The following is a 20,038-nucleotide window of genomic DNA, read 5'->3' as shown; positions in this document are numbered from 1 at the left end:
TGCCAAGTAACCGGTCAAGACCGGGGATCGGTCGCGGGTCTTCATAAACCAGCGGCGGCATCACGTCGCCTTCCTTGAAGTACCGCGTCGCATCCGGCTTGATGCGGGCCACATGCGGTACGCACCAGCATCCGTCCTGCGGGCATCGCTCTCCCGTCCGGACCTTCGTGCCAAGCGGCAGGCGTTCGGCCTTGCTCGAAGTGGTGAGCGGCAGGCCGGTCGCTGGATCGAGATTTTTTTCTTTGGCAAGTTGCTGCACCAGTTCCTCGGCGGGCTTCTGCGGCGGCACGGCCGCATCCTGCTCCTTCTGCCACTGGAAAGTACCGTCCCACTCGGGCAGCTTGGCCGGCGGCAGCGGCACGATCTTGTCGATGTCCGGTACCTTCGGATTGCGGCCGTCGTTGGCAATGAGGAATTTCCAGATTGCCTTGTAGCGCCCGACCCGCTCTGGATCAAATGGTAGAGCCAAATAATCAAGCCCATCATCCTGCGATGGACCATTAAATCCATCCTCCAAAAAGGACGCGGACATGCTGCTGCCCGCTTCCACGCCTTTCTGAAACGCCTGAACTGCTTCAAGATATTGCTTATCTGTCTTCAGGTCGATACCGAGCACGCTGGCTGCCTCGCCGTTGCCTTGCCCCGCCGCACACCTGCGCATCTGTCTTGCTATTTCCGGAGCCTTGTCCAGAGGTTCGAGAAATTTCGCCACGTATGCTTGCCCCTCTGCACTACCAATGTCAGCGGCCTTGCGAAAGTAGCGCAGGGCCAGTTCCTCATCCTGCTTCACGCCATAACCCAATTCCAGGTAGTGGCCCATGTCGAAATATCCCCCAGGGACACCTTGGTGGATCAATTGTTCTGCGAGATCGATGGTTTCCCTGGACGGAGCAGGCGAATCCGCAAAACCCTGCGAGACGAGCAACTGCAGGTTGTGGTTGGCCTTGTAGTGCCCGTGGGCCGCCGCGATCCGGTAGTAGCGCGCCATCTCATTGAAGTTCTTCGGTCCAGGCTGCTTCTGCTGATGGCGCGCATACAGAAACAGGCTGTCTGCACGCTGCTCCAGTGCAGGTAGATAGTCAGTTTCACGGACACATGTAAAAGCTAGGTTGGCGCGCATCGCGCCCAAATCTGGTAGGGATGGCATTGAATTTTCCTTGTTCGAACAAGCGCAAATCAAGACCAGCGGAATCAGCAGATAGGTTCGGCTCATCAATCAATCCGAGTAACTGCGGACCCTGGATGTCCGTAGGAAGCCAACAAGCGATGCATCAGGGGAACGGCCTTTGCTCCGGTTTTGCTCGTTCTGAAAAATGATCTTCCCCCATTTCTCAAAAGCCTGCGCCGGATCGTCCTGTACGCCTTTCCCATTCGTATGAATGCCCCACAGCCGCCTGCGCAGTGGCTGGGTCACGCCCATGTGTTCATGACAGATGTTCAGTTCACTGTCCGCCATCATGCTGCGCGTGTTGATATTGGCCGAGCCGATGGTCGTGAACACGTCATCCACAATCATGAGCTTGGCGTGCACGTACACGTAGTCCCATTTCCCCGGCGGGGAATCCGGCGCCACTAGCGAACAAACGTGGACCTTCAGCCCGGGAATCTCGGCGGACGGTATCCACTTGCTTTCGTCCGCGTTGGCCTGCAGCCGCTGCTCCAGTTCCGCCACCTTCGCCTGCGCAGCCGCTTGCGCCTGCGGCGAGGTTGCTCCAGCAGCTTGCTTGCGTGCCGCCTCCAGTTCCACCTTCAGTTTGTCGGCCCGCTCATCGCGCGCCACACCCGGAATCGTGTCGGCACGGCCCAGGGCATCCAGCATTCGATAGGTGTTGACGGTCCCCGCGCCGATGCCCTCATCGTTGTCATTCGTCACCACAAACAGGTGGATCGGCCCATGCTTGCCCGGGTCCCGACCCCGCTTAACCTGTTTGGCCGCCGCCGCCTTGATCTTCTCGGCCAACGGTGGAAACCGAAAATACTGGTTCTCGATGTAGATGAACTGCGTGGCGTTGTTCACGGCATTCATGTACATCGATTCGATGTCCCGCTTTCCTTTCTGCGCCTGGGTGCGCAGGATCTGCGCCATCACCGGGGTATCGTAGTCGCGTCGCAGTTGCAGTTTCTGCGCAATGCCTTCGCGCGCCTTGCCAAGGCTCTGGCCGGTTGCATCGTCCCATGCCTGACAGAAGTTTCTGTTCAGGTATTGCAGCACCGGCCCCGTGACCCGCGCAGAAATGTCTTGGCGAGGGTGCTCGCCGTTGCGCCCCATCCTGGGATGCATCCGCACGTAGCTATGATCATTGCGGTCCCAATAGGTATCCAGCATGTTGTGACCCATGACGAAGCCAAGCGCCTGCTCTGGCAGCTCGTAGTCCACCAGGACCATCTTCTGATGGTGGGTGGGCTCTGCTCCCATCGCGGCGCTGTTCGTCGCCTTGGTTTTTGCGTCGCGCTGCGAATCCTCGCCAAACAACCAGGTCTGAAAGGCGATCAGCGAGCGATCCCACGGGTCAAAGCCCCGCGTCGCAAATTCAATGCCGTCGAAGGGCTTGATACCAAACAGCGAGCTCGCCAGCCGCTTCCCCAGCTTCTCCGCCAGTGCACGCTCCAGCCGCTTGTTGTCTTTGGTGACGTTGTTCAGATTCACCCGCCGAAACCATTCCAGGTCAAATTCCCGCTGAAAGGATTTTTGATAGTCGCGCGTCACCATCGACATGCCTGGCAATGCGAGAAACCAGTCGGGTAGATGGGGTTTCGCCATCGTGGCAAAATTGTTGCCCGGCATATTGTTCTCGCTCCACTCAGCCATATGGATATCGTCCTGCCAGCAGAGCAGGCGTACGCGTACTCCCTCGGCCCCCTTGCGGGCCAGCAATTGCCCGATCGACACGGCATCGCGATCGCCCCGCTTGAAGTACATGGACGGCTGAAACCCCCAGCAGATAATGTCGACAGAGCGGCGCGCTGCCGCGATGGCGTCATAGACCACGCCGAACGCCTCCTCGCCGTTCACCAGTGGCCTGAAGGTAGATTGCGCCGGACAATACTCGGTGCGCTGTACAAACCACGGCAGAGTAATCGTCGCGCTGTTCGTGCGCGACAGCGCAATGGGTGTAACGATTGGCTTTTGCTGGGACATCGTCAGGCTTCCGGGTTGGGGTTGAGCAGATCGCTATAGGCCTGGCGATGCACGGCTCGGTCTGCCAAATTCACGTGCTCTTCGGGGACGCCCTCGTGAAAGTGAAAGCCCAGATTCGCAAGCTCGCCGTTGCCTGCATCCCCGCGGTATTCTTCCGGCACCGGCAGGTCATGCGTCACGCCATTTGCCATTTGCAAGGTGTATTTTTTTGTTGTGGGTGCGTGGTCCACCAGAAGTTCACCGGTGTCGTCCATCACGCCTTGTCGCACTACGACACCATCAGCCAGCAACGTGTACGGCATGCTTTTTGTTAGAGCCCCAGTCGCAGCGGGCGAGGCTGCCGCACGAAGCACGAGGGGACGTGTAGGCATTGCCATAACGCTTGGGTGATTGAGGTTGAGCGGAATGTGGTATGACTCCGCACCTTTTTTCTGCATCGTGATGAACTTGTAGATCAGGTCGCCTGGGCCGCCCAGGGTGATATTGCCGCCGGACAATTTCACAAACGCCCCACCACAGCTGAGGATCAGTTCCTTGGCTGCCGCAATATTTACCGTTCCGTTCACGCTGGCGACCGTTACGTCTTTGTCGGCGAGCAAGGACATCAGGTCGCTCTGTGCCTGGATTTCGACAGGCCCCTTGCCTGCGAACAGCTTGATTCCCAGCGTCTGCGCGAACATCGAGACCGATTCGCCGGCGGCCACCGTCAAGCGCTTGACTGCGGTCATATCGACATTCTTGCCAGCCACCGTCGACACATTGTCAGCCGCAGCAATCTGAACGCCACGTCCCGAAACAATGCCGACGGAAGCGGGGGCCGTTGCCGGAATCGCCGGCTTCTTCAGTCCGCCAAACTCCTCATTGACCTGCTTCTGAGCGTCCGTATCCGCTGGCGCTGCGTTGGCGGTCGCGGCCGATTCAGCCAACGATTTCGCGATCGCCAGCGCGCTTTCCAGTTGGGCGATCGTCTGCTGCATGTCCAGTTGCTGGCCGCCTGCGTCGGGCTGGTCGTGGGCGGTGAGGAGCATCCCCCTGCCGGCCCGCAAAGCCCCCCACCCCGACGTCCGCAACTCAAAACCTTCCCCACGCTTCTGGCGCTTGTGATCGACCAGATAGCCCATGTTGAGCTGCGTCTTGCCACCGTAGTCGGTGGACAGCTTGACGCCCTCCTGCCCCTCCCAGTCCTCGAATCGCAGCTTGTTGTTTGCCTGCGTTCGGATCACGTTGCGCGACAGCCAGCGGTCCCGATTGGTGATCAGGTCCTCGTGCCGGCTGTGATGGTGGGCGTGCGCGATGTAGGGCTTGTTGGGATTGCCGTCGCGGAAGGCGATGGCGACCTCGGTGCCATCGATCAGCGGAAAGTGGAAACCGGTCTGCCGCGCACCGGCAAACGGTTTCGCCAGACGCATCGGCACACTCTCGCCGCCGTTGGGCCAATCCTCGAAATCCAGATCCAGGCGCACGACATACAGGCCATGCTGGGTCAGATAGGCGTACTTGTATTTGCCAGGAGACGTCACGCGCCCGCTCAGGGTGCCCGCGATGCGCGGCCATCGGCTTTCATCGATCGGCAGGCGAAAGCGCCGATCCGAAGGAATGGCCTGGTAGGTATTGCGGTAAGCCTGGTCTCGGGCCCCGATATGGACGACTTCCGTGATTACCTGACCGTGCAGCGCATCGGGTAGGTTGACGTCCATGCGCAGGATGCGCGCAGGCCGCAGGCCCAGGACATTGCTCTGGCCTTCATAGATGATTTGTCCAGCCAGCGCCGCCTCGTGGCGCAGTTGCGCCTCCCATTTCGCACCCGCCATATCGAGGTGGTGCGAACCGTAGACATAGGACTGGCCGTAGTTGCCTGTTTCCTTGCGGGCGACATTGGCCTCGCCTGCCTTGCGTTCGTAGGAATCCGCCGGGTTGTAGTCGGCCGTGCGAAACGATTCAGGCACCGTATGCACGTGCGTCTGAATATCGAATACCGTCTCAATACCCGATTCCAGACCAGCCGTTTCCCGATAGGGAACCCGCAACTCCGGCTGGTAAATATAGTGATCGATGTCGTCGCAGACCTGAAACACATCGCCAAAGACAGCGCCATGCGGACTCGGGAGGAAATAGCTGTACAGCCCCTCCTGTTCCATGAGCAGCCGGATGTAGTCCCAGTCGGACATCTGGTACTGAAGCCGGAATGGGTGCTCCGGATACTGGCGCCGAATCTTGAAAGCGAACTGGTGGCCTTCCAGGCCGTGGCGGCGAAGAATGGCTTCGATAATCTGCGGCGCGGTCTTTCTCTGATAGACACGGCTTGCCTTGGTCAGCGTCAGCAAAGGCGACCTTCGGGCGCAACTCCATTTCATAGGCGCAGAAGTCGCGGGTCTGACGGGTTTTTGAAAAGCGGAAGATGCAGCCAGAGAATTGCCGAGGCTCCGAGCCGTCGCCGGGATTGATCGAGAAAGTGGCGTCACGGCGCACGTACTCCATCCGGTCCAGATCCATCGGATGGGTCAATCGGATCTTGACGCTGTAGGGCTCGCCCAGGCGCTCTACAGCCTCGAATGACACCACGGAAAGGCCGGCCGCACTATTCGCTCCGAGCACCTTGAGGTGATAGGGCTGCAGTCCAGTCACAGCCTTGAGCAGGCCGCCTCCCATTTCCTCCAGTTGATCCGCCCCCGCACCAGCCATGTTCCTCGCTCCGTTATCAGCGTGATCGAACTCGCCGAGCAGGCCGCCGGTTGCGACGCGCGGCCCACATTCCTGAGCGCTGCACGTTACGACGTTTTCATTAGGATGGGAATTGGCGATTCATCTCGAAAATAACGAAAGTTAAACAAAGCTTAAAATCAGGAAAATTCTATATACGATGTGTTTTTTATGCTGATACAAATCGCCAAAATTTCTTTTCTTTCCTATCTAAACTTTCCAGCCACGTCTAGATGTTAGAGATGCTTAACTCTGATATTAAGAGGATAAAACAATGGGAATGATCGCGCTTAAGGGAAACCTCACCACCACGGACGGCGTAATCCTCGATGGGGACGAAACCATGCTCGACAATGGCGCACCGATCGCCAAACACCTCGGGCTCGCGTCCTGCCGCCGATGTGGACACAACGGGCAAATCTTTGGCACCGCCACAACCTTTCCGTCAAGCAACACACACGGCGTGCAGGACGGCGACATCGTCATGTGTCGCTGTCCGCGCGGCACGAATCGTGTGATTGCGCGATCCACAATTTTCTACCAGGAGTAAGACGTTTCCCGCTACGTGCGGGCCTGCTGCCGCCAGCAGTCATGCTTGGCCATCTTTCTTTCAATATTGACAGGATATCGCTACGTAATCGTCGTTAAATTCGCATAAAAAATAAATCGATATATTTCGGACGATTCCGAGAATAAAGTCGCCGAGGCTCGGGGAAATCTCAGGCACGGACCTGCATGCGGGCGGAGCGCACAAGAAATCTAACTGCCGCTCAAGCTACTGGTGATACGGCTACGGCAATGCCCCAGAAATCACGGGCGCCCGCATGATCGCGAAAAGGGTGTGGGTCAAGTCGACAACCTGTGACGCCAGCATCTCTCCCACGTCGAAAAACGGTTCGATGCGTCGCCTAGGTGGCTTCGGGGACGTCTTTTCGCCGCTGGAAACCCTGACACTGGTTCCCCGAGCGCCGCGACCGTGTAGACTTTCCGATTTTTTCAACTTGGCGACATGACGCGAGTGCCCCAGCGCACGGGCTTCAGCGGCCCGAAACTGCTACGCCTGCTGGCCAGTCTGAGCGACGCCGGGACCTCCAGGGCCGCGCCGTCGCTGTCGGCCGTCATGAGCCAGTGGCTCGACTGGACCGATGCCATTGCGCTGTCGACAGCGCTCAACGGCAATCCGCCGGCGACCCAGTCCGGCGCGCCGGCACGCCCCGCGATTGGCGATGCCGCTGGCACACACGTCCGCGCGATGCTGAGCGCCGCGATCCTGGGGCAAGGCACATCGCCGGACAGCCGGCGCCGCATGGTCGCGCGGCCGGCTGCATCCGATCCGGGTGAAACCGAGTTTGCCGTGCACCGTCAGCGCTACATCGCGTTGCAGCAGCAAATGGAGCGGGAAATCGCCGGTCTGCGTGCGCGGCTGCGCGCGGCACTGGCGACGCGCTCGCCGCGGGCGGCCCGTCTGGCGATGCTCGACGGCGTGATGGAACAGGTATTGGGTGCGCGCGAGTTGGCCGTGCTGGCTGCAGTGCCCGGCATGCTGGAACCCCATTTCACAAAGCTGCGCGACGCCGAGGGCGCGTGGCTAAACGTATTTCGCAAGGACATGCAGAGCGTGCTGCTGGCCGAGCTGGACATCCGGTTCCAGCCGGTGGAAGCCCTGCTCGCCGCCCTGCGTGAAAACTGACCGATCGACATGAACAGACACTTGACCCCGCTCGTCGTATTCCTCGCTGGCCTCGCCGTGGTCGGCTGGGTTGGCGCCGGCTACGCGGGCACGAATGCGCTGGCGCTGGCTGTCACGCTGCTTATTGGCGGCTTCTACGTGGGCGGCGCGTTCGAACTGCATCGTTACCGTCAGGCCACCCCAACCCTGACCGCCGCGCTGGCCGACCTTGCCGCACCGCCTGCAAGCCTTGGCACATGGCTGGACCGCCTGCACCCCAGCCTGCGCAACGCCGTGCGTCTGCGCGTCGAAGGCGAGCGCGTGGCGCTGCCCGGTCCGTCCATGACGCCCTATCTAGTTGGATTGCTGGTGTTGCTGGGGATGCTGGGCACATTCCTCGGCATGGTCGGCACACTGCGCACAACTGGCATGGCGCTGGAAAGCGCCGCCGATCTGCAGGCTATTCGCGCCTCGCTCGCCGCGCCGGTCAAGGGCCTTGGCTTCGCGTTCGGGACCTCCGTGGCTGGCGTTGCCACTTCGGCCATGCTCGGCCTGCTCGCGACGCTTGCCCGGCGGGAGCGCGTGCAGGCCGCGCAGTTGCTCGACGAACGGATCGCCACCACCCTGCGCGTGCATTCGCGCCATCACCAGCACGATGCGGTATTTGCGCTGCTGCAAAAGCAAGCCGAACTGATGCCAGTGCTGGTGGATCGACTCGAAACGATGACCGCGACAATGGCCAGCCGCAACGACGCACTGGGCGAGCGCCTTTTTTTGGCCAGCCAGGACGCGTTCCACACACGCACCGACGCCGCCTACGCACGGCTGGCCGAAACCGTCGGACAGTCGCTCAAGGACGCCATCGCCGATAGCGCCCGCGTCGCCAGCGCGGCGATCCAGCCAGCCGTGGATACGACCATGGCCGGCATCGCCAACCAGGCCGCCACGCTGCGCGACACCGTCACGCAAACCGTTGAGCAGCACCTGACTGGCCTGTCCACCCGCTTCGACGCCGCAACCACCGTCGTGACCGACACCTGGCGCGAGGCGCTTGCCGAGCATCGCCAGGCAAACGCCGCACTGACCTCGGATCTGCGCGCATCGCTCGATGGCTTTGGCGAAAGCTTTGCGCAGCGCTCCGCGCGCTTGGTCGACGACATCGGCACGCGCGTCGACACGGCGGCAACCGCTGCGGCGCAGACGTGGGACGCAGCGCTGTCGCGCCTGGAACAGACCGGCGATGCTCTCGCCAGCACCCATCGCCAGGCCGCCGCCGACGCGTCCGCCGCCTTCGCGCAGCACGCTGCCAACATCGCCAACACGGTAAGCCAGGCGCACGTCGATTTGCAGGCGAAACTGGAGACGCAGGAAGCGGCCCGTCACGCCGCGCTCGATGCCCGCGACGAACAGCGCCTCGCGGCATGGCGCGAAACGCTGGCAGCGATGGCCTCCACCATGCGCGACGAATGGCAGCAGGCCAGCGCGCAGGCCGCAGGGCATCAGCATGAAATCCGCGACGCGCTGTCGCAGACCGCACGCGATATCGCCACGCACACCCAGGCGCAGGCAGCCGGCACGCTTGCCGAGATCGACCGGCTGGTGCAAACCGCTGCCACGCTGCAACAGGAACTTGCCGCCCGCGACGAACAGCGCCTTATGGCATGGCGCGAAACGCTGGCAGCGATGGCATCCACCATGCGCGATGAATGGCAGCAGGCCAGCGCGCAGGCCGCAGGGCATCAGCATGAAATCCGCGACGCCTTGTCGGAAACCGCACGCGACATCGCCACCCACACACAGGCCCAGGCCACTGGCACGCTTGCCGAGATCGACCGGCTGTTGCAGGCCGCGGCCACGCTGCAACAGGAACTCGCCGCCCGCGACGAACAGCGCCTCGCGGCCTGGCGCGAAACGCTCGCCTCGATGGCATCTACCATGCGCGACGAATGGCAGCAGGCCAGCGCGCAGGCCGCCGGGCATCAGCGCGAAATCCGCGACGCGCTCTCGCAAACTGCGCGCGACATCGCCACGCACACGCAGGCGCAGGCCACCGGCACGATTGCCGAGGTCGCTCGCCTTGCACAAATCGCCACCGAGGCGCCGAAAGCCGCAGCCGAAGTCATCGCCGAGCTGCGCCAGAAGCTGACCGACAGCATGGCGCGCGACAACGCCATGCTGGACGAACGCGGCCGCCTGCTGGAGACCTTGAGCACCCTCCTGGACGCCGTCAATCACGCCTCGACCGAGCAACGCGCAGCGGTGGATGGACTCGTCACCACCACCGCTGACCTGCTCGAGCGCGTCGGCTCGCGTTTCACCGAACAGGTAGCCCAGGAAACCGGCAAGCTCGACGGCATCGCCGCACAGGTCGCCGATAGCGCCGTCGAAGTGGCAAGCCTGGGCGAGGCATTCGGCATGGCCGTTCAGATGTTCAGTGCGTCGAGCGACAAGCTGGCCGAACAGTTCGCGCGCATCGAAGGCGCACTCGACAAATCGATGGCGCGCAGCGATGAACAACTGGCCTACTACGTTGCACAGGCCCGCGAGGTGATCGACCTGAGCATGCTGTCGCAAAAGCAGATCCTGGAAAACCTTCAGCAGTTTTCCGCACAGCAGGCTGGCGCCGGGGTGGCATGACAGACCACGACTTCGACGCTGGCGTAGAGACCACCGTCCCCGCGTGGGCGGTGTTTGGCGACCTGATGTCGGTCATGCTCGGCGCGTTCGTGCTGGTGCTGCTTGGCGTGATCGGCGTGCAGATGGAATTGTCGTCCCGGCTGGAAAACGAAGTGAAGCAGCGGCAGGCGGAGCTGAAGCGGCGGCAGACGCTGGAACAGGCGCTTGCCGGGCCGCTTGCCGCCGGCCGCGTCACGCTGAAGGACGGGCGCATCGGTATCAGCGGCAACGTGCTGTTCGCACTGAATTCAGACCAGTTGCAGCCCGAGGGGCGCGCGCTGCTCAAGAGCCTCGCCGCGCCGCTTTCGGCCTACCTTGGCGCGCGTGACGAAATCCTGATGGTGAGTGGCTTCACCGACGATCAGCAGGTGCGCGAAGGTAACCGGCGTTTTGCCGACAATCTGGAGCTATCGGCCCAACGCGCGCTGACCGTGACCCGTGCGTTGATCGAAGCAGGCGTGCCGCCCGCTTCGGTGTTTTCGGCGGCGTTCGGATCGCAGCAGCCGGTGGCGCCGAACATCACCGAGGAAAGCCGCGCGAAGAATCGCCGCGTGGAGATCGCGCCGGTGCCAAGGGTCCCAAACGCCGCGGCCGGCGCCGCAAAAGCCGATGCATAGCGACGACCCGCACGCCACAATCGCGGCATGGCGCGACAGCGGCGCCGATCGCGCAGATCCGGTGCGCTTCTGCTTTATCGCAGCGATCGCACGGCGCGCGGCGCGCTACGATGGCGAAGCGGGTCGCCTGCTGGAAGCCCGCCTGACGCGACTGGTTGCCGACTACCGCGAAGTGCTGACGCGCGCGCCTTGCGATGCGCCAGCGCGCACAGCATCGGCGCAACCGGCCGGAGCCATCGCCGCGCTTGCTGCGCTCAGCCACAGCCTTGCGCGCCCTGCGCATGCGGGCGAAACGCCAGCACGCCATACCGCTGGCGCTGCGCCGCTTGCCACGGCGCAGCGCGGCTATCCCGCCGAACCTGAACTGGTCGACTACTTCCGCGAAACATGGGCCCGCGTCAGCGTCGAACGCCAGTTGCGCCAGTCGCAGCAAGGCGTGCCCGAAAACGCCGGACCCCTGAACACCAACCATCTCGTGCATCGGGCGCTGTCCCTGATGCGCGAGGTATCGCCCGGTTATCTGGAACAGTTTCTGTCGTATGTCGATGCGCTGTCGTGGCTTGATGGCATGCACATCGCCGCCCCGGCGTCCGAGCGCGAGACGCCGCACGCTGCGCCGCGCAAACCGCGCGCCAGATCGAGCAAACCATCGGCAAGCACGCCGTAGAACGTCACCGCTTGCGCCAACCGTCAGGGCGCGGGCTTTTGGTGTGACGGCTCGGCAAAGTGTTCCTGCACAAGGCGCGCCGCCGCGTCCCATAGCGCGGGTGCGCCGCGCTGTATGACGGGGCCGTAGCGCGAGAACACCTGCTCCTGATTCAGTTGATGCGCTACCCACGTGCCGCCATCGGTGGCCACGTTATGAAGCAATGGCTGAAAGCGGTCCAGCGCCTTGGCGAATATCGCATCGGCGCTCTGCGCGGCTTCAAACTCGCACCACAGGTCGCGGAATTCGGCCGCCTGCGCATCGGGCAGCAGCGCAAAGATCCGCTGCGCCGCCTGTTGCTCACGCTCGGCCTGCGCTGCATGCATCGACGCATGATGGAACGGCGTGTCGCCCGCATCGATCTCGACGATGTCATGCAGCAGCAGCATCTTGACGACGCGCTCCACGTTGACAGGCGCCGCCGCATATTGCGACAGCACAAGCGCGTACATCGCCAGATGCCAGGAATGCTCGGCACTGTTTTCGCGTCGCGACTGATCGATTAGCGGCGACATCCGCAAGACGCCTTTCAGGCGATCGATTTCTCGAAGGAAGGCGAGCTGGCGCTCGAGATCGGATAGATTCACGGTAGCGGCCAATGGATCGCAATCATCGAGAAAAGACGCCGCCCTTTGCGCGTTCAGTCATTTGCGTCGTCATCGTCCTTCTCCTCTGCGAGCAAATGCCCGTACGCGTCGATCTCCTTCTGGGTGCGCGCCTCGCTCGCGGCAATCTTCTCTGGCGTGACTTCGCCGTCGACGAATTCCACCGACACGCGCCGCACGCGCTGGTCCTTGTCGACAATGTCCTGCAGGACGCGATTGAACAGCATTTCCCCGGCCTTGAGGCCCAGCGCCCGCGGCACAAGCACCTTGACGAGCAGAATGTCGTCGCTGCCCGCTTCCGCCGCCTCGGCGACTGCGTTGCGTAGATAGCGTTTCAGTTTCAAGACACTGAGGTCGCCTGGCACCGCCACATACGACACCCGAATCGATTTCTTGCTCATGCTTCCCGCTTCCTGCTTCGGTGTAATGTTCAGCGGGCAAATATACCGTGCGCGCGGCATTTGCGGTGCAACACGGGCCGCAACCGAGCTGCACTTGCCGTGCTTGCATCGCCGCTATCGGGGCCCGTGGCGTGCTGTCCGCCCCGTACGGGCGGCTTCGACAGTTTTCTACTCGGACACGCACCAAGGCAGTAAGATGGCGCCCTTTCTCCCGTCGGAAACACCGTGATGCAAATACTGGTTGACGCAGACGCCTGCCCGGTCGTCGTCAAGGACATGTTGTTTCGCGCTGCGCAGCGGGTACAGGTCAGCGTCACGCTGGTGGCCAACCATTTCATGCGCACGCCGCCGTCGCGCTTCATCAAGTTGCTGCAAGTGCCCGCCGGTTTCGACGTCGCCGATCAGCGCATCGTCGAACTGGCCAATGCGGGCGATCTGGTAATCACGGCCGATATCCCGCTGGCAGCGGCCGCGCTCGACAAGGGCGCGCAAGTGCTGGACCCGCGCGGCGTCTGGTTCAACCGCGAGAACATCCAGGAGCGCCTGACCATGCGCGACGTCATGGATCAGTTGCGCGCCGCTGGCATCGAGACCGGCGGCCCGGCGCCCTATGCACCGCAGGATGGCAAGGCGTTTGCCAGTCAACTGGACCGCTTTCTGGCCCGCCAGACGCCGCCGCGCAACGACGCCTGAATTTACCGCGCGCTTGATGCGCACATGACTGCCCATGGCCGCTCATGGCCGCCTTCGCTGCCACGATTGTGATCCGCCGCGCGCATTGAATCCGTAGCGCCTTTCGAGGCCACTTGAGGAGCCTCGGGGCGCTTCATTGCGCACCTCGGACAACACCTGCGGCGCGCACCGTGAACTCCTTCGCGCACACGGCGGGGATCCATCCGGACAATCGATATCAGACAAACACCTACGCAACAGATAGTGGCTCGGACGTAGTCACATCCTGTGCCGGATGCCTAGACTTCTACCTTGTACGACGTGGAGTACCTCCCACGGTCCGGTACACGTTAAACGCACCGGCTGACGGCGGCCCGACACCGTTTCGCCGCCGGTGCTCCCTGCGATCCGAAATGGAGCTAACAACATGAAATATCCGTTCATCGTCGCTCTCGCCGTGACCACCCTTGCTGGCTGCGCCGTCTCGCCATACACCCCTCCCCCTACTCCGGCGACGCGCGCCGTCGGCCCCAGCAAGCTGGAGCCCAAGGCGGCCGCGCAATGCATCGGACAGAAATGGGCCGACGCCTCGCGCCAACAGGTAACGATGCAATACATGCTGGCCAACGACCAGGCGTTCGATGTCTACGTGCCCGGACAGCAACCGCCGAACGGCGACGCCGCCGTGGTGCGCAAGGCGCCCAACGGCCCGGGCTCCTGGCTCGGTTTCCGCGGCGCCGACAGCAATGCTGCTGCCGCCATCAGCCAGTGCCAGTAACCCAGTAACCGTATGACACCAGCGCGGCCGGCCGCCGAGGCATAAGCGCCTTCGGCTGCGTCGGCCGTGCTCACTGCCAGCGCCCGCGCCGCACACGGTTGCCAATCGAATCGCGCTTGCGCCCGTTCATCGCCGGCTCCAATCCTTTACGCCTCGACCGGTGCAGCGGCTTAAGCCGCGGCTTCGGGCATTCGCGGCACAAAGCGCTGCCGGTCGATCTGTCCGGCACGGGCCACCAGCACGGTGGCCTCGGGGATTTCTTCCCATACGCCCTGCACATCGATCAGCGGCTCAGACAGCACCAGGAACGCATCGTCCCCGGCGGCAATAATGCGGGGATCGTCCGGATACAGCGCCCGCAACTGCCGGAACGACGTGCTGTGGAACAGCGAGCGCGACGCGCTTTCGCTCGAATACCGCACTGCCACCACCTGCTTGCCGTCGGTCACGCAGACCGTCATGTTCAACGGACATTCCACGCCGTTGCGTCGGCCCACCTCTTCGATCAGGCCCGCCATGCGCTCCAGCGCGCCGCGCGGATCGCGCTCCAGTCCAAAGGTGAGCGCCAGGAAGAACATGATTTCCGAATCGGTGGACCCTTCGATCCAGCGGAACAGATGCGGCGCCACGGCCATCATCAATTCGCGCCGCACCACCGGATAGTCGCGAATCAGCCCGTTGTGGACAAACAGCCAGCGGCCGAAGCGAAACGGATGACAGTTGGTTTCCTGCGTGGGCGTGCCAGTGGCGGCGCGCACATGGGCCACGAACAGCGGCGCCCGCACTGCCCGCGCGGTCTCGCGCAGATTGGTGTCGCTCCACGCCGGATGCAGGCAACGATAGCGGAACGGCAATTCCGAATGCCTGCCGTACCATCCCACCCCGAAGCCGTCGCCATTGGTTGTCGTATGGCCAAGCCGAGAATTCAGGCTCTGGTCTATCAATGAATGCTCGGGCTGGAACAACACCGCCTCCAATGGAACAGATCGGCCCGAATAGGCCAGCCAACGACACATGACGCGCTCCCCCCTAGAGTGCTGGTTGATCACTTCAGCATAGCAAGCGAGGCGCGATACGATGCGGAATCTTCCGAACGTGGCCTCGGCCGGACATCGCTCCGCGCAGTCGGCCGTTTGAATTTCGCTTGTCGTTTGCCACAGGGCCGACGATCATTTCGCAGCCGCGGCTATCGCAAGGCCTGCGGCGCAACCTTTCAACGCCACCGATATGAAGCGCCAATTCGACGATCTTCAGCTTGGCAGCATCGAACTGTTCTGTATGGCGGCCGAACTGAGCAGTTTCACCGCCGCGGCCGCAGCCGCCGGTGTGACGCCAGCCGCGGTGAGCCGCAGCGTGCAGCGTCTGGAGGAACGGCTGGGAGTCAGGCTCTTTGTCCGCACCACCCGCCAGATCCGACTGACCGACGAGGGCCGCGCGTATTTCGAGGAAAGCCGCCAGGCGCTGGCGCAACTGGTCGATGCGGAACGCCAGATCAGCGGCCAGCACGCCACGCCGGCCGGGCGACTGCGCGTGAGCCTACCCACGCCCTATGCGCATTACCGCGTGCTGCCCGTATTGCCAGAGTTTCGCGAACGCTATCCGGAAGTCGATATCGACGTGCATATCAGCAATCGCAATGTAGATTTTGCCGACGACACTTACGACCTCTCGGTGCGCGGCCGCGCGCCGGACGATTCCACGCTGATCGCCCGCAAGCTGGAAGACGCCGAAATGGTGGTGGTGGCGACGCCCGCCTACCTGAGGCGCCACGGCACGCCCGCCACGCTGGACGATCTAGCCACGCATCAATGCATCCAGTTCGAGCGGCCCAGCAGCGGACGTCGCATCGCGTGGACATTCCGGCAGGATGGGCAGGACATCGACATCCTGACCAGCGGCGCATACGGCACGTCCGAGGATGCGCTCGGGGGCGCCACGCTGGCGCGCGCCGGGGCGGGTCTGTTCCAGACCTACCGCTTCGTCGTGGAGCACGATCTGCGCGACGGTACGCTGGTGGAAGTACTGCAGCAATACGGCGGCAGCACCCGCCCGTTCGTTCTGCTTTACCCGCATGCGCGCCATGTGTCGCGGCGCGTGCGCGCGCTGGTCGACTTTCTCGTCGAGAAGTTTTCGGCGTAGAACGTCGGCGCGCAGCGGTTCAGTCGCCTTTGATCTGCGCGATCACCACCAGGATCACCGCTGCATTGCCGGGCTGCTGCGTTGCCGAATACGCGGCGCGCGCGTGGCCAGCCTTGTCTCCCAGCACCTGCGCAAACAGGTCTGACGCACCGTCCAGCACCGCGGGCTGATCAAGCATACCCGGCGCGCTTGTCACATGCCCCTCCAGCCGGACGATATGGTCCAGCCGTTCGAATCCGCCCAGGTAAGCGTGGATCTGCGCCAGCACATTGAGCGCCGCAAGTTCCGCCGCCTGTTTGCCCTCGGCGACGCTGAGGTCCTTGCCAACCTGTCCACTCCACACCACCTTGCCATCGCGCAACGGCAACTGGCCGGAAACGAACAGCAGGTCGCTGGCGCGGCTGACTGCCGTATAACTGCCCAGCGGTTGCGGCGGCGATGGCAGCGTCAGGCCGCGTGCAGCGAGCTTCGATTCAATGGTCATCAACGTCTCCCCTGGATAGCCTGCTTCCGACTGTAGCCGCACACCACCCGCACACCAATCGGCGCCAGGAACATGACTTGATACATCGTGGAACAAGCATGGCCGTTCCATTTCGACTATCATTCCTAAAATAATATCGTTTATCCAATCTCATTCTCTTTTTAGAATGACTTGATTCACCAGCCGGACGCTCATGGAACTTGCCGAACTTGAAATTTTCCGCGCCGTGGCGGCCGAGCAAAGCGTCACGCGCGCGGCGCGCACGCTGGAGCGCGCTCAGTCCAACGTCACCACACGCATCAAGCAACTGGAAAGCGATCTTGGCGTGGAGCTGTTTCATCGCGACAGCAAGCGCATGACGCTCACGCCCGAGGGCCAGCGGCTGCTCGGTTACGCCGACCGCCTGCTTGCGCTGGCCGAAGAAGCGCGCCAGTCGATGCGCGGCGATGGTCCCAGCGGCAAGCTGCGCATCGGCGCCATGGAAAGCACGGCGGCCGCGCGCCTGCCCAAGCCGCTGGGACGCTATCACGCGGCGTGGCCCGAGGTTGGGGTCGAGATCCAGACCGGCACCACCGCTGCGCTGGTCGATGCAGTGCTCAATCACCGTATCGATTGCGCACTGGTGGCGCATCCCGGCACCGCCCCCGCGCGCGAGGCCGACATGGCGGACCTGGGACCGGGATTGGAAGGCACGTGGCTGTTCAGTGAGGCGCTGGTGCTGGTACTGCCCGCCAATCATCCGAAGGTGCGATCGCCCGACGATCTGCGCGTGCGGCAACTGGCCGTCTTCGCGCGCGGCTGCACCTATCGCGGCGTGGCCGAGCAATGGCTGGCCCAGGGCGCGGACGATGCGCGCCGGCATCTTGCAGTGCAAGAAATGCCCTCCTATCACGCGATCCTGGCCAGCGTTTCGGCCGGCACCGCGGTGGGCATCGTGCCGCGTTCGCTTCTGGCGTTGCAGCGCGAGGTGTCCGACCTCCAGACCGTGCCGGTGCGCACCGTTCACACTTATCTGATCCGCCGCGCGGGCTTCTCCACGCTGGCCTTCGATGCCTTCCTCAAGGAGATGCGCCGTGGCTGACGTCGATTCGATGCGCGTGTCCGCTTCACCGGCCTCGTCGTCCTGGCGCGAAGCGATGGCCGCTGCACTCGCGCTGGCCGTCGCGATGGGCTTTGGCCGCTTCGCATTCACCGGCATGTATCCCCTGATGGTGCGCGACGGCACGATGTCCGTCGCCACAGGGTCGCTCGCCGCGTCGGCCAACTATGCGGGCTATCTGCTGGGCGCGCTGCTTGCCGCGCGGATCCCCCACGTCAGCGCCAGCCGCTGGTCGCGGATCGCTCTGGCAGGCACGGTGGCATGCCTTGCCGCGCTGGCGCTGCCAGCGCCCGCCGCGGTGTTGATCGGCGTGCGGTTTCTGGCCGGGGTGCTCAGTGCGCTGGCGCTGGTATGTTCCGCCATCTGGCTGCTGCAGATTCGGGCACAGCATCACGGCGCGCCGCTGATGTTTTCCGGCGTCGGCCTCGGCATTGTGGTGTCCGCGGAGTTGATCGCGATGGGCAACCTTGCGCACTGGCACAGCTTGACGATCTGGCTGGCGCTGGCCGCTGGCGGCGCCACGCTGTCCGCGTTGGGTTGGCAAACCCTACGCCTGCCCGCACGTACCGACGACGTCGCGGCAGCCGCAGCGCATGCGACGGCCGGCCCGGGCATCGGCCCGTGGCCGCTGATTGCCAGCTACGGCCTGGCCGGATTCGGCTACATCATCACCGCCACGTATCTGCCGCTATTCGTGCGCGACGCGCTGGGCCAGATCGATCCGATCCACATCTGGGCGGCGTTCGGGCTCGGTGCCGCGCCGTCATGCTTCCTCTGGCATGCCATCCACGAACGGCTTGGCACGCAACGTGCGATGCAGTGCAACCTCGTGGTACAGGCCGTTGGTGTGGTAATGCCCGCGCTGAGCCACACCGCGCCAGCGTATCTGGCCAGCGCGATACTGGTGGGCGGCACTTTCATGGGCACCGTCACCATTGCCGCGCCGGCTGCTCGCCGGCTCGCCCACAAGGTGCGCTTCAATCTGTTTGCCGTGATGACGGCGGCCTACGGCGTCGGCCAGATCGTCGGGCCGCTGGCATCCACGGCGCTCATGCACGGCGGACATGACTTCAATCTGCCACTGGAAATTGCCGCGGCGTCGCTGCTGCTGGCAGCCAGCCTGTGCGAGATCTAACCTTTCCAACGGAGACCGCAAATGACCCTACCCGCTCAGTCCGTGCCATTCACCCAATCCATGCCGTCGTTCCTGTCGCGCCTGGGCATGTCGACGCCAATCATCCAGGCGCCCATGGCCGGCGTCAGCACGCCCGCGCTGGCAGCGGCCGTCACCAACGCCGGCGGACTCGGATCGCTCGGCCTGGGCGCGATGGATGCGGCAGCCGCGCGCACCGCCATCCAGGACACGCGCGCCCTGACTGCCGGCCCGTTTCACGTGAACTTCTTCTGCCACAGCCCGGCGCAGGCCGATCCCGCGCGTGAAGGCGCATGGCTCGGCTATCTGGCTTCAGTGTTCGCGGAATTCGGCGCCACACCGCCGGCGTCGCTGCGCGAGATCTATCAGTCGTTCCAGACCGACGAGGCAATGCTGCAGATGCTTCTGGAAGAAAAGCCCGCAGTCGTCAGTTTTCATTTCGGGCTGCCGGACGCCGGCAAGATCCAGGCACTGCACGACGCCGGCATCTTCCTGATGGCCTCCGCGACGACGCTGGCCGAAGCGCGGCTGATCGAGGCGGCGGGCATCGACGCCATCGTGGCGCAAGGCGTGGAAGCTGGTGGGCATCGCGGCGTATTCGACCCCAAGCAGCAGGACGAAGGCCTTGGCACCATGGCGCTGGTTCGTGTGCTGGCGCGCGAAACCTCGCTGCCTGTCATCGCCGCAGGCGGCATCATGGACGGCGCGGGCATTGCGGCCGCGCTGGTACTTGGCGCGCACGCGGCGCAAATGGGCACCGCGTTCGTGGCGTGTCCGGAGACCGCCGCCGATGCCGCGTATCGCGCCGCGCTGACTTCAGGCCATACCCCGCCCACCACATTGACCACGGCGATATCCGGGCGCGCCGCGCGAGGCTTCTCCAATCGCTTCACGGCGTTGGGCACTGCGCCCGGCGCGCCGTCGATGCCGGACTACCCGATTGCCTACGACGCTGGCAAGGCACTGCATACTGCGGCCAAGGCGCGCGGATCGGCGGACTTTGCCGCGCAATGGGCAGGCCAGGCGGTGCCGCTGGCGCGCGCGCTGCCGGCCGCCGAAATGGTCGCCACGCTGACGCAGGAACTCGCGCAGGCCATCGACGCGCTGACGGCGTTGCGCGGCACATTGCGCTGATCGCCCACGCATTTACCACCCGATTATTGATGGAAAGCCCGGCCGCGTCGCCGGGCTGATCGGCGT

Annotated in this window: 17 protein-coding genes and 1 pseudogene; 11 read left to right on the top strand and 7 right to left on the bottom strand. The window is 63.5% G+C overall.

Features of this window, described 5'->3' with window-relative positions; translation table 11 throughout:
* From F7R19_RS09000 to F7R19_RS08990, 3 genes and pseudogenes are all read right to left on the bottom strand, one after another.
* Positions 1–1,213 (bottom strand): SEL1-like repeat protein (locus F7R19_RS09000; RefSeq protein WP_249043146.1); only part of this gene is annotated, 1,213 nt, incomplete at its 3' end.
* Positions 1,214–1,216: 3 nt separating this feature from the next.
* Positions 1,217–3,139, bottom strand: coding sequence for a phospholipase D-like domain-containing protein (locus F7R19_RS08995; protein ID WP_150980015.1), 1,923 nt, complete (start codon positions 3,137–3,139; stop codon positions 1,217–1,219).
* 2 nt (positions 3,140–3,141) lie between these two features.
* Positions 3,142–5,821 (bottom strand): annotated as a pseudogene (locus tag F7R19_RS08990) (type VI secretion system Vgr family protein).
* A 292-nt stretch (positions 5,822–6,113) separates the two neighbouring features.
* On the opposite strand from F7R19_RS08990, the gene F7R19_RS08985 reads away from it, so the two are divergent.
* From F7R19_RS08985 to F7R19_RS08965, 5 genes are all read left to right on the top strand, one after another.
* A complete protein-coding gene (locus tag F7R19_RS08985) occupies positions 6,114–6,389 on the top strand; it encodes a PAAR domain-containing protein (protein ID WP_150980014.1) in 276 nt (91 codons plus the stop codon).
* Between the two features lie 459 nt (positions 6,390–6,848).
* Positions 6,849–7,529 (top strand): DUF3348 domain-containing protein, encoded by a 681-nt coding sequence (locus tag F7R19_RS08980; RefSeq protein ID WP_150980013.1) that lies wholly within the window; start codon positions 6,849–6,851, stop codon positions 7,527–7,529.
* Positions 7,530–7,538: 9 nt separating this feature from the next.
* Positions 7,539–10,145 (top strand): DUF802 domain-containing protein, encoded by a 2,607-nt coding sequence (locus F7R19_RS08975; RefSeq protein WP_150980012.1) that lies wholly within the window; start codon positions 7,539–7,541, stop codon positions 10,143–10,145.
* Positions 10,142–10,801: an OmpA family protein gene (locus tag F7R19_RS08970; RefSeq protein WP_150980011.1), complete on the top strand. Its 660-nt coding sequence runs from the start codon at positions 10,142–10,144 to the stop codon at positions 10,799–10,801. Before F7R19_RS08975 ends, F7R19_RS08970 begins: the two co-directional genes overlap by 4 nt.
* Entirely contained in the window at positions 10,794–11,468 is a 675-nt protein-coding gene (locus F7R19_RS08965; RefSeq protein WP_061957995.1) for a DUF2894 domain-containing protein, read from the top strand. Before F7R19_RS08970 ends, F7R19_RS08965 begins: the two co-directional genes overlap by 8 nt.
* Positions 11,469–11,491: 23 nt before the next feature.
* On the opposite strand, the gene F7R19_RS08960 is transcribed toward F7R19_RS08965, so the two are convergent.
* Positions 11,492–12,094 (bottom strand): HD domain-containing protein, encoded by a 603-nt coding sequence (locus F7R19_RS08960; protein ID WP_150980010.1) that lies wholly within the window; start codon positions 12,092–12,094, stop codon positions 11,492–11,494.
* Between the two features lie 53 nt (positions 12,095–12,147).
* Positions 12,148–12,513 carry a hypothetical protein gene (locus F7R19_RS08955; protein WP_150980009.1) on the bottom strand — a complete coding sequence of 122 codons (366 nt, stop codon included), beginning with the start codon at positions 12,511–12,513 and terminating at the stop codon, positions 12,148–12,150.
* Between the two features lie 228 nt (positions 12,514–12,741).
* On the opposite strand from F7R19_RS08955, the gene F7R19_RS08950 reads away from it, so the two are divergent.
* Together F7R19_RS08950 and F7R19_RS08945 are read left to right on the top strand one after the other, a co-directional pair.
* Positions 12,742–13,206, top strand: coding sequence for a YaiI/YqxD family protein (locus F7R19_RS08950; protein ID WP_061957997.1), 465 nt, complete (start codon positions 12,742–12,744; stop codon positions 13,204–13,206).
* A gap of 406 nt (positions 13,207–13,612) precedes the next feature.
* Complete coding sequence (locus F7R19_RS08945; RefSeq protein WP_061957998.1) at positions 13,613–13,963, top strand: hypothetical protein; 351 nt, start codon at positions 13,613–13,615, stop codon at positions 13,961–13,963.
* A 170-nt stretch (positions 13,964–14,133) separates the two neighbouring features.
* On the opposite strand, the gene F7R19_RS08940 is transcribed toward F7R19_RS08945, so the two are convergent.
* Positions 14,134–14,979 carry a class II glutamine amidotransferase gene (locus tag F7R19_RS08940; protein WP_061957999.1) on the bottom strand — a complete coding sequence of 282 codons (846 nt, stop codon included), beginning with the start codon at positions 14,977–14,979 and terminating at the stop codon, positions 14,134–14,136.
* A gap of 211 nt (positions 14,980–15,190) precedes the next feature.
* Between F7R19_RS08940 and F7R19_RS08935 the strand changes: the two genes are divergently transcribed.
* Positions 15,191–16,102, top strand: a complete 912-nt coding sequence (locus tag F7R19_RS08935; RefSeq protein ID WP_061958000.1) for a LysR family transcriptional regulator — start codon at positions 15,191–15,193, stop codon at positions 16,100–16,102.
* A gap of 19 nt (positions 16,103–16,121) precedes the next feature.
* Here the strand turns inward: F7R19_RS08935 and F7R19_RS08930 are convergent, their stop codons facing one another.
* On the bottom strand, positions 16,122–16,586 hold the full coding sequence (locus F7R19_RS08930; RefSeq protein WP_150980008.1) for a RidA family protein: 465 nt from the start codon (positions 16,584–16,586) through the stop codon (positions 16,122–16,124).
* Between the two features lie 193 nt (positions 16,587–16,779).
* On the opposite strand from F7R19_RS08930, the gene F7R19_RS08925 reads away from it, so the two are divergent.
* From F7R19_RS08925 to F7R19_RS08915, 3 genes are read left to right on the top strand one after another with little or no spacing between them, the layout of a single operon-like run.
* Complete coding sequence (locus F7R19_RS08925) at positions 16,780–17,667, top strand: LysR substrate-binding domain-containing protein (RefSeq protein ID WP_150980007.1); 888 nt, start codon at positions 16,780–16,782, stop codon at positions 17,665–17,667.
* Complete coding sequence (locus F7R19_RS08920) at positions 17,660–18,820, top strand: YbfB/YjiJ family MFS transporter (RefSeq protein WP_223506080.1); 1,161 nt, start codon at positions 17,660–17,662, stop codon at positions 18,818–18,820. Before F7R19_RS08925 ends, F7R19_RS08920 begins: the two co-directional genes overlap by 8 nt.
* A gap of 21 nt (positions 18,821–18,841) precedes the next feature.
* Positions 18,842–19,972 carry an NAD(P)H-dependent flavin oxidoreductase gene (locus F7R19_RS08915; RefSeq protein ID WP_170292575.1) on the top strand — a complete coding sequence of 377 codons (1,131 nt, stop codon included), beginning with the start codon at positions 18,842–18,844 and terminating at the stop codon, positions 19,970–19,972.
* Positions 19,973–20,038: the final 66 nt, after the last annotated feature.

The sequence above is a fragment of the Cupriavidus pauculus genome (assembly GCF_008801835.1).
Lineage (GTDB): Bacteria > Pseudomonadota > Gammaproteobacteria > Burkholderiales > Burkholderiaceae > Cupriavidus > Cupriavidus pauculus.
This window is presented reverse-complemented; position numbering and strand designations above follow the sequence as displayed.